Origin of the sequence: Noviherbaspirillum sp., from assembly GCF_036846085.1 — a bacterium.
In the GTDB taxonomy this organism is placed as follows: domain Bacteria; phylum Pseudomonadota; class Gammaproteobacteria; order Burkholderiales; family Burkholderiaceae_D; genus Noviherbaspirillum.
In genome coordinates this window covers 1-10,481 of the sequence record NZ_DAIUCO010000190.1, presented here as the reverse complement: position 1 = coordinate 10,481, position 10,481 = coordinate 1, and the positions used below count along the sequence as shown (strand labels likewise).

Below are 10,481 nucleotides of genomic sequence, written 5' to 3'. Positions count from 1 at the left end.
CCATATCGCCGGCCCTGGTGGTGAAGCCGTAGCCTGCGGTCGATGCCAGCAGCAGCGGCGTATCCGCCGGGCCGGCAAAGTAATGCAGCAACCGCGAGCCGGGCGCCATTTCGATGAGCGTGGTGACAGGCACGCCGTCGCCACGGGCGCCGGGCAGCGACGCCACCGGCACCGAATAGACGCGGCCGTTGGAACCGAATGCAAACAGGTTGTCGACGGTGCGACACTCGAAGCAGGCATACAAATCGTCGCCCGCCTTGAAGGTGAATTGCGACGCATCGTGTCCATGACCGCCGCGGGCGCGCACCCAACCTTTTTGCGACATCACGACCGTTACCGGCTCGTCGATCACCTTCTGTTCGATGACGGCACGTTCGGCGGCCTCGATCAGCGTGCGGCGTGCATCGCCGAACTGCTTGGCATCGGCTTCGATTTCCTTGATTACCAGCCGTTTCATCGACGACGGGTTATCCAGCAGGTCCTGCAGGACAGTCTTTTCCTTGCGCAGCTCTGCTAGCTCCTGCTGGATCTTGATCGCTTCCAATCGTGCCAACTGGCGCAGGCGGATCTCGAGAATGTCTTCCGCCTGGCGGTCGGACAGCTTGAATGCCTGTATCAGAGCCGGTTTCGGCTCGTCCGCTTCGCGGATGATCTTGATCACCTTGTCGATGTTGAGCAGCACCGCCTCCCGGCCTTCCAGGATATGGATGCGGTCATCAACTTTCTGCAGCTTGAACTGCGTGCGCCGGGTGATGGTATGGAACCGGAAGTCGACCCATTCGCGCAGGATGTCGCCGAGCCGCTTCTGGCGGGGGCGGCCGTCGCCGCCGATCATCACCAGGTTGATCGATGAACCAGTCTCCAGCGACGTGTGCGCCAGCAGGATGTTCATGAACTCGGTCTGGTCCTGGTTCTTGGACTTCGGCTCCAGCACCAGGCGCACCGGCGCATCCTTGCCCGATTCGTCGCGGATGCGGTCGAGCACCGACAGCACCATCTGCTTCAGCGCCAGCTGTTCCGGCGTCAGGGATTTCTTGCCGAGCTTGACCTTCGGATTGGTCAGTTCCTCGATTTCCTCCAGCACCTTCTGCGCCGATGTGCCGGGCGGCAGCTCGGTGACCACCGCCTGCCACTGTCCGCGCGCCAGGTCCTCGATCTTCCAGCGGGCACGCACTTTCAGCGTACCGCGTCCGCTTTCATACATCTCGGCGATGGTGGATGCGGGAGTGATGATCTGTCCTCCGCCCGGAAAATCCGGCCCCGGAATAATTTCCATCAGCTCGGCATGGCTGATCTTCGGATTGCGGATCAATGCCACCGCCGCTTTCGCCACTTCCAGCAGGTTGTGCGACGGGATCTCGGTGGCAAGGCCGACCGCGATGCCGGAGGCGCCGTTCAGCAGCACGAAGGGCAGACGGGCCGGCAGCAGCTTCGGCTCTTCCGTCGAGCCGTCGTAGTTTGGCGCGAAATCGACGGTGCCCATGTCGATCTCGTCCAGCAGCAGCCGGGCGATCGGAGTCAGTCGTGCTTCGGTATAGCGCATCGCCGCCGCACCGTCACCGTCGCGCGAGCCGAAATTGCCCTGGCCGTCGATCAGCGGATAGCGCAGCGAAAAGTCCTGCGCCATGCGCACCAGCGCGTCATACACCGACTGGTCGCCGTGCGGGTGCAGCTTGCCGAGCACGTCGCCGACCACGGCAGCCGATTTGCGCGGCTTTGCGGTCGGGCCGAGGCCGAGTTCATTCATTGCGTACAGGATGCGGCGCTGCACCGGCTTCTGGCCGTCGCAAACATCCGGCAGCGCGCGGCCCTTGACGACCGATATCGCATAGTCCAGGTAGGCGCGTTCGGCGAAGGTGGCCAGCGTCAGGGATTCGCCGTCCGCGGCCGGCATTTCTTCAAAAAGATTGGCTTGTTCAGTCATTGCGTTCGTCAGTAATTCGGTGTTAATCCAGCATCGCGGTCGGCATGTTGCGCCGTCCGGGTATGGTCATGTGAATGCGTTTGGCGGCGGTGCCGGCAAAGGCCGCGACGGCCAGCTTTGCGGCCGCGGGTTGGTATAGCTGGTAGAACTGCGTGACCAGCCGCACGTAATTCCGGGTTTCCGGATAGGGCGGAATACTGTTCTTGTACTTCTGTACCGCGCCTTCGCCGGCGTTATAGGACGCCACCACCAGGTCCGGCTGGTCGGGAAACATCTTGTGCAAATCGCGCAGGTAGCGCGCACCCAGCCGGATATTGGTTTTCGGATCGGTCAGCTTCTGTTCCACGGTCCTCTTTTTGTCGCCCTGCACGCCATAGCGCTCGGCGGTAGCCGGCATGATCTGCATCAGCCCGACCGCTCCCTTGGGCGACACTGCCGTCGGGTTGAATGCCGACTCCGCCGCCATCACCGCCTTCAGCAGCGCCGGATCGAGCGAGAACTCCTGCGCCGCCTGCAGCAGGATCGGCTCAAATTTCTTCAGGTTCGGATGCTGCACCAGGTAGTTGGCGAGTGGCGTGGAAACCGGTGCCGCTGCCATGCTGCCTGCGCCTGCCTGCGGGGCGCCGATCCGCGACGAATCGAAATCGCCGCCTTGCATGAAGAGTTGATAGCGGTCATCCAGTTTTTCGGTCGAGAAATGTGCGATGCCCTCGGCGTCGACATAGCCGTAGATATCGGCATGCGCCGGCAACGCCGACAGTCCGAAGCAACACCACAAAAGGAGACCGGACAGCCGCATCGTTCAGATATCCGCTTCCGCTTCGTTGCCGTGCTCTTCCAGCCAGGCGCGCCGCGCGGCCGCCTCGCCTTTGCCCATCAGCATATTGAAGCGTCCTTCCGATGCGGCCAGGTCGAAGTCGCCGAGCGATACCGGCAGCAACCGGCGCGTGTCCGGATTCATCGTGGTTTCCCAGAGCTGTTCGGCGTTCATCTCGCCCAAGCCCTTGAAACGGGAAATGCTCCAGCCGCCGTCCTTCACGCCATCCTTGCGCAGCTTGTCCTCGATCGCCTCCAGTTCGCCGTCGTCGAGCGCATAAAACTTTTGCGCCTGCTTCTTGCCGCGCGCCGGTGCGTCGACGCGGTACAGCGGCGGACGTGCGACGCAGATATTGCCGCGTGCGATCAGCTGCGGGAAATGCTTGAAGAACAGGGTCAGCAGCAAAACCTGGATGTGCGAGCCATCGACGTCCGCATCGGACAGGATGCAGATTTTCCCGTAGCGCAGGCCGGACAGGTCCGGCGTGTCGTTGGGGCCGTGCGGGTCGACGCCGATGGCCACCGCGATGTCGTGAATCTCGTTGTTGGCGAACAGGCGGTCGCGTTCGGTTTCCCAGGAATTGAGCACCTTGCCGCGCAAGGGCAGAATCGCCTGGAATTCCTTGTCGCGCCCCATCTTCGCCGAGCCGCCGGCGGAGTCGCCCTCGACCAGGAACAATTCGTTGCGGGTGACATCATCCGATTCGCAATCGGTCAGCTTGCCCGGCAGGACGGCGACGCCGGACGATTTTTTCTTTTCGACCTTTTGCGCCGAGCGCAGCCGCGACTGCGCCTGCTTGATCACCAGGTCGGCCAGTTTTTTGCCGTAGTCGACGTGCTGGTGCAGCCACAACTCCAGCGCCGGACGGGTAAAGGACGAGACCAGGCGTACCGCGTCGCGGGAGTTTAGCCTCTCCTTGATCTGTCCCTGGAATTGCGGGTCCAGCACCTTGGCCGACAGCACGAAGGACACACGGGCGAACACGTCCTCCGGCAGCAGCTTCACGCCCTTAGGCAGCAGCGAATGCATTTCGACGAAGCTCTTCACCGCATTGAACAAGCCATCGCGCAAGCCGGCTTCATGCGTGCCGCCGGCCGATGTCGGGATCAGGTTGACGTAGGATTCGCGCACGATCGCACCTTCCTCCGTCCACGCCACGACCCAGGCCGCTCCTTCGCCTTCCGCAAAACCTTCGGCATCGGCGTTCGCGTATTGCTCGCCCTCGAAGAGCGGGATCAACGGATCGGCATGGGAAGCCTGCGCAAGGGATTCCACGAGGTAGCCGCGCAGGCCCTGGTCATACTGCCAGGTCTGGGTTTCCCCGGTCTTTCCATGCACAAGCGTGACCTTCACGCCGGGCAGCAGGACCGCCTTTGAGCGCAACAGGCGCTGCAGTTCCGCCTGAGGAATGACCGGCGAGTCGAAATACTTCGGGTTGGGCCACACGGTGACGCGGGTCCCGGATTTCTTTTCGTCGCGCGCCAGCGGACGCGATTTCAGTTTCTGCACCACGTCTCCGTCGGAGAAGGTGAGCTGGTGCAGGCCGCCCTCGCGCCAGACGGAAATTTCAAGTTTTGACGAAAGGGCATTGGTCACCGATACGCCGACACCGTGCAAACCGCCGGAGAACGAGTAGGCCCCGCCGGAACCCTTGTCGAATTTGCCGCCTGCATGGAGACGGGTGAACACGATCTCGACCGTCGGGACTTTTTCTTCAGGATGCAAGCCGACCGGAATGCCGCGTCCGTCATCCTCGACGCTCACGCTGCCGTCGGTGTTCAGCGTGATCATGATGTTTTTGCAATATCCGCCGAGCGCTTCGTCCGAAGCGTTATCTATAACTTCCTGGATGATGTGCAGCGGATTTTCAGTGCGGGTGTACATGCCGGGCCGCTGCTTGACCGGCTCGAGTCCCTTGAGGACCCGGATGGATGATTCGCTGTAATCGGATGCGGAAGATTTTTTAGTGGCCATTCAGTAAGACGCTAGGTGATCGGTATGCTTGCGGACCGCATTTAAACACAAATGAAAGTCCATGCATTCTAATGAAAAAACAGACGGACCTGCCGTCCGGAAGCAGTAATCAAGAGCTTATATGGGAGCGAAGTGCCGGTTTCCTAGGTGCCGGAGCGGCATTTCCGACGCTTTTCGCCGTCCGCTTCCGAGCGAAAAGTGTCCGGCGTCGCACTACCGTTCCAAGTAATTTGGACGGCGCTGCAATCATGCAACACAGAAACAATTAATATCATGCAACTTTCAAAATATTTATAAAATGCGACACTATGTCCGCGCACCCTTTCCCTTTTGCAGTCCGAATGATTGGATTTTCGTCTGACGAAGAGGACCAGTTCGACGCCGTCTTCACGCATGAGCAAGGCAAAGGTTACGGATATTTTCGCTTGCAGGAAGACAATTTGCGCGACCCCGACATCTACCTCGCGAACGGACTGTCATTGCGCGCCTTGGTCCGCTTATCGGATCTTCGTCCCAGCGGGGTCCGTCCAGCATTGCTGGTCGGGAAGCCAGACCTGGAACTGCCATACCCGTACATCGAGCAGCCGATCGAATGGCACAAACTGTTCGAAGCGCTCGATGACCTGGTCGAGAAGAGGGCGGATGCGCTCTCCAAGCTGGAGGCATCGGATATCGTCACCGTTCCCGAACGCCGCCGGCGTGACCGGCTGGACCTGGACCTGCGAGACCCGGCGGAATACGAGCGCATGCGGGCCAAATTGCCGGAAAACGGCATGGTGTTGGTCGTAGACAAAAACCCGGTGCTCAGCGACCACCTTCAGAAGATGGTCACCCGCTACCAGCTGGCGGTGGATTGGGTAAACGGCGAAGCGGACGCGATCGCATTCTGCAAGCGGCAAAGCGTCGCAATACTAATTGTCAATACGTCCACGGCGAACGTCGACGCCTATCGTCTCTGCCGTACAGTCAAGGATAACCAGCCCGGAATGCGGATCGCCGTGATTTTCCTTACCGGCCAAAGTTTCGGCTACGACCTTGCGCGGGCGCGCGACGCCGGCGCCGACGGCTACCTGGTCAAGCCACTGGTCAGCCACCACCTTCTCAGCGCACTGAAGAAATTCCTGCCGAATGTGCGTTGACGCATCGCATTGAACGTCGGCGGGTAGGCATGAAAATTCCCCTGCCGGCCGGTGTTATTTGCTGAGCAGCCGCATGCCCCGTTCCAGGCCGTCGATCGTCACCGGGAACATCCGGTTGTTCATGATCTGGCGGATCACGGAAATCGATTGCCGGTATTGCCACAAGCCTTCCGGTTCCGGATTGAGCCAGATGAATTTCGGGAAGGTGCTGGTAAACCGCTGCAGCCAGGCCGCTCCCGCTTCCTCGTTGTTGTACTCGACCGAGCCGCCGGGTTGCAGGATTTCGTAGGGACTCATGGTGGCGTCGCCGACGAAGATCACCTTGGTATCGGGCGTGTACTTGCGCAGGATGTCCCATGTCGGGAAGCGTTCCGCATGGCGGCGGCGGTTGTTTTTCCATAAATAGTCGTAGACGCAGTTATGGAAGTAATAGAACTCCATGTTCTTGAATTCCGTCTTGGCGGCGGAAAACAATTCCTCGGTGCGCGCGATATGGTCATCCATCGTGCCGCCGACATCGAGGAGCATCAGGACCTTGATGTTGTTCTTGCGCTCCGGCTGCATCTTGATGTCGAGATAGCCGGCATTGTTGGCGGTGGCGCGGATGGTGTCATCCAGTGCAAATTCCTCCTCGGCGCCCTCGCGGGCGAATTTCCGCAGGCGGCGCAGCGCCACCTTGATATTGCGGGTGCCGAGTTCCCGTTCGTCGTCATAGTCGCGGTAGGAGCGTGCTTCCCATACCTTGACCGCCGTGCGGTTGCCGCCTTCACCTCCGATCCGGATGCCTTCCGGATTCTCGCCGCCGTTACCGAACGGCGACGTGCCGCCGGTGCCGATCCACTTGTTGCCGCCTTCGTGGCGTTCCTTCTGTTCCTTCAGCAGTTCCTTGAGGCGGTCCATCAGCTTGTCGTAGCCGAACTTCTCGATCGCCGCCTTCTGCTCCGGCGTCAGTTCGCGCTCCATGCGCTTCATCAGCCATTCCAGCGGAATCTCCGGGTGCTTCTCGAAGATCGTGTCGATGCCCTTGAAGTACATGCCGAACGCCTTGTCGAACTTGTCGTAATGGGCTTCGTCCTTGACGAGCGTGGTGCGCGACAGGAAGTAGAAATCATCCAGTGACGGGCTGATCACGTTCTTTTGCATCGCTTCCAGCAGCATCAGGAATTCCTTGATCGACACCGGAATCTTTGCGTCCTTCAGCGTGAAGAAAAAATCGATTAACACGATACATCCTCGAGTTTGTATTGCAGGTGGCGCCTGACGGTCGGCCACTCCGCATCAATGATGGAAAACACCACCGTGTCGCGGTAGGAACCGTCGGCCATCCGCTGATGGTTGCGCAGCACGCCATCCTGTTTCGCGCCCAGCCGCGTGATTGCAGCGCGGGAAGCGTGGTTCATCCAGTGGGTGCGGAATTCCACTGCGATACAGCGGAGTTCATCGAACGCGTGTGTCAGCAACAACAGTTTGGCTTCGGTATTCAGCGCCGTGCGTTGCACGCTCTGCGCATACCATGTCGAACCGATCTCGACACGCCGATGCAAGGCATCGATGTTCATGTAGGTCGTCATGCCGCAGATCGCGCCGGTGTCCTGTCGCCGCACCGTGAAAGGCAGCATGCTGCCTTTCTGCTGCAAGTCCAGCCGCCTGGCGATTTCCTTTTCCATGCCGTCGGGCGACGGGATTACGGTGTACCACAGCTTCCACAACTCGCCGTCGCGCACGGCATCCTTCAATCCTTCGAGATGCTGCATCGCCAGCGGTTCAAGCTTCACATGGCGGCCCGCCAGTGTTGCCGGTTGCACGAAGCCCATGATGGCGTCATCAGCGGTTGGTGCGCGACATGAACACCAGCCGCTCGAACAGATGCACGTCCTGCTCGTTCTTCAGCAATGCGCCATGCAATGGCGGAACGACATTCTTTGCATCCTTGCTGCGAAGCGCTTCCGGCGGGATGTCTTCCGCCAGCAGGAGTTTCAGCCAGTCGAGCAGTTCGGAGGTCGACGGCTTCTTCTTCAGGCCGGCGACTTCACGCACTTCATAGAAAGTTTGCAGCGCCTGGGCGAGCAAGTCTTTTTTCAGTTGCGGGAAGTGGACATCGACGATCTGCGCCATCGTGTCCTTGTCCGGAAATTTGATGTAGTGGAAGAAGCAGCGGCGCAGGAAGGCGTCCGGCAATTCTTTTTCGTTGTTCGATGTGATGATCACCAGCGGGCGGTTTTTCGCCTTGACCATCTCGCGTGTCTCGTAGACGAAGAATTCCATGCGGTCCAGCTCGCGCAGCAGGTCGTTCGGGAATTCGATATCCGCCTTGTCGATCTCGTCGATCAGCAGCACCACTTGTTGATCGGCGGTGAAGGCCTGCCACAGCACACCCTTGACAATGTAGTTGTGGATGTCCTTTACGCGCTCGTCGCCGAGTTGGGAATCGCGCAGGCGCGATACCGCGTCGTATTCATACAGGCCTTGCTGCGCCTTGGTAGTGGACTTGATATGCCATTGCAGCAAGGGCATGCCGAGCGCTTCCGCCACTTCCTCGGCCAGCATGGTCTTGCCGGTGCCCGGTTCGCCCTTGATGAGCAATGGGCGCTGCAGTGTGAGGGCAGCATTGACCGCGAGTTTCAGATCGGCGGTGGCAACATAATTTTGGGAACCTTCAAAGCGTGTTTCTTGTCGCATGGCACGTGTCATCAAGAAGAAAATAAAACCAAGTATAAGCGAGAAAGAACTTGCGAGCCGGTGACACCATGACGAAGCCGCGCATTGTCCGGCCTGATCCACCGCTTCCCCTGTTTCCACCCTGTTCCCGAAAACCGATACATGAAAATTACCTTTCTCCGGCTCTGGGTGATGTGGCGCCGCTTCTGCCGTGCCTCTCCGCACCACAACAGGCATCACCTGCAGTATTCGCTCCAGGTCGACGCCCTGATGCGGCGCGCCAATCCCTTCGCCGGCTGGAGCGAACGCGCCAATTGGATGATCGACGTGGCAGACTGGCTGCGCCGCGGTCCGAAATCCAGCCTGCTGGACGAGGAAGCCTGGCGGCGCATCCGGCAGCAGCGTACCGTCTTCCTGCTCGACTGGCTGGATAACCACCGCGCCGTGCGGCGGGTGGTGCAGGCTACATTGCAAAAAACACTGCGCGAAGCGGTCGGGCCGGAGCTGTTCTGCGCTACCGGACTGCCGCGCGAACCGGCGTTTTTCAGTGAACTGGCGCAGCGGCTGATCAAGGCGATACTGCCAAAGCCGCCGTCCCAGCAGGATTTATCCACCTTGCTGACGTCGATGTTTCCTACCCGCGCCGATGCGGACTGGCTGCTCGGGCTCGACGATGCCACGCTGTCACGCCTCTGGAAGTTGTGTGCGGATGACGGCATCGAGCATAGCTACCGGCAGCAGATCGACGAGGCACTCATCTATCTCGTCACCATGATCGTCGCCGTCGGCATCAGCCAGGACGTGCGCGAAAGACTGGAACCCAAACTGGGAATGCAGGCCACGCCATTCATGGCATTGCGGCGCGAACTGGAAAAGTACCTGGCTGCCGGCGCGCATGACGAAGCAGCGCTGCGAAGCGTGCGGATGCTGATTGCGGTCTGCCAGGCGCAGACCGACCGTATTTACGCGCATCTCGATGAATATGGCGTGTCCGTCGGGCTGGTGTACAGGATTGAACGCATGCGTGCGCAACTGACGCGCATGGCGCGGTTGATCGACCTGCGTTCCGCACCGAGGCCGGACGGCGCCGCCCACGTCGGCCAGGCACAAACCCTCCTTGCCGACCTGATCAATGCGCACCGCCTCCGGTCATCGGTCGGCGGCCTTGTTCGCCGCAGCTTTTCGCTGCTGGCGCGCAAAATGGTTGAACGCAATGCATCGCACGGCGAACAATACATCGCGCGCGACAGGGCGGAATACAGTGCATTGCTCAAGGCGGCCTGTGTCGGCGGCGTACTGACCGCGCTGGCGGTCATGGGAAAATTCGCACTGGCAGGGGTCGGCCTGGCGCATTTCTTTAACGGCGCGGCCGCATCACTGACCTATGTGGTGGTGTTTCTCGCAATTTCCGCGCTGGGCGGTGTGCTGGCGACCAAGCAGCCCGCGGTGACGGCACCCGCGCTCGCCGCCAAGATGGGGGCACTCGATACCGTCGACGGCTTGCGATCGCTGCTCACGGAAATCATCTGCCTGCTGCGCTCCCAGGCGGCGGCGGTCATCGGCAACCTGGTTGCCGTTATACCGACCATGCTCGCGGTATCGTTTGCCGTCCTGAGCCTGTCCGGCGGATCGATCCTCACGCCCGAAAAAGCCGATGCAACCATCGGCGGGCTGTCCCTGCTGGGGCCGACACCGCTGTTTGCGGCATTCACCGGCGTATTGCTCTGGCTGGCCAGCCTCGCAGCCGGGTTTGCGGACAACTGGTTCGCGCTGCATCGTCTGCGCGATGCCCTGGCGCATCAACGTCGGCTGGTCCATGCGCTGGGCGCGTCGCGTGCCGAGCGCTGGGCATGCTGGCTGGAGAGCCACCTGGCGGGCACCGTCAGTAACGTCTCGCTGGGCATCATGCTCGGCATGGCGCCGGTAGTGGCCCAGTTTTTCGGGCTGCCGGTCGATGTCCGGCATGTCA

The 10,481-nt window shown here is 60.6% G+C and carries 8 protein-coding genes; 2 read left to right on the top strand and 6 right to left on the bottom strand.

The window, feature by feature from the left end; genetic code table 11:
• The 3 genes from parC to V7080_RS18870 form a co-directional block, all read right to left on the bottom strand.
• Positions 1-1,924 (bottom strand): DNA topoisomerase IV subunit A (parC, locus tag V7080_RS18880; RefSeq protein WP_334189941.1); only part of this gene is annotated, 1,924 nt, incomplete at its 3' end.
• Between the two features lie 22 nt (positions 1,925-1,946).
• Positions 1,947-2,723, bottom strand: a complete 777-nt coding sequence (locus V7080_RS18875; RefSeq protein WP_334189940.1) for a transglycosylase SLT domain-containing protein — start codon at positions 2,721-2,723, stop codon at positions 1,947-1,949.
• Between the two features lie 3 nt (positions 2,724-2,726).
• Positions 2,727-4,715, bottom strand: a complete 1,989-nt coding sequence (locus V7080_RS18870; RefSeq protein ID WP_334189939.1) for a DNA topoisomerase IV subunit B — start codon at positions 4,713-4,715, stop codon at positions 2,727-2,729.
• Positions 4,716-5,056: 341 nt separating this feature from the next.
• On the opposite strand from V7080_RS18870, the gene V7080_RS18865 reads away from it, so the two are divergent.
• On the top strand, positions 5,057-5,854 hold the full coding sequence (locus V7080_RS18865; RefSeq protein WP_334189938.1) for a response regulator: 798 nt from the start codon (positions 5,057-5,059) through the stop codon (positions 5,852-5,854).
• A gap of 54 nt (positions 5,855-5,908) precedes the next feature.
• On the opposite strand, the gene V7080_RS18860 is transcribed toward V7080_RS18865, so the two are convergent.
• The 3 genes from V7080_RS18860 to V7080_RS18850 are packed head-to-tail and all read right to left on the bottom strand — an operon-like array spanning position 5,909 to position 8,533.
• On the bottom strand, positions 5,909-7,078 hold the full coding sequence (locus V7080_RS18860) for a vWA domain-containing protein (RefSeq protein WP_334189937.1): 1,170 nt from the start codon (positions 7,076-7,078) through the stop codon (positions 5,909-5,911).
• Positions 7,072-7,668 carry a GNAT family N-acetyltransferase gene (locus V7080_RS18855; RefSeq protein ID WP_334189936.1) on the bottom strand — a complete coding sequence of 199 codons (597 nt, stop codon included), beginning with the start codon at positions 7,666-7,668 and terminating at the stop codon, positions 7,072-7,074. The genes V7080_RS18860 and V7080_RS18855 overlap by 7 nt, the downstream gene beginning before the upstream one ends.
• Before the next feature lie 10 nt (positions 7,669-7,678).
• Positions 7,679-8,533, bottom strand: a complete 855-nt coding sequence (locus V7080_RS18850; protein ID WP_334189935.1) for an AAA family ATPase — start codon at positions 8,531-8,533, stop codon at positions 7,679-7,681.
• Positions 8,534-8,674: 141 nt separating this feature from the next.
• On the opposite strand from V7080_RS18850, the gene V7080_RS18845 reads away from it, so the two are divergent.
• The coding region (locus V7080_RS18845; protein ID WP_334189934.1) for a preprotein translocase subunit TatB at positions 8,675-10,481 on the top strand (1,807 nt) is incomplete at its 3' end.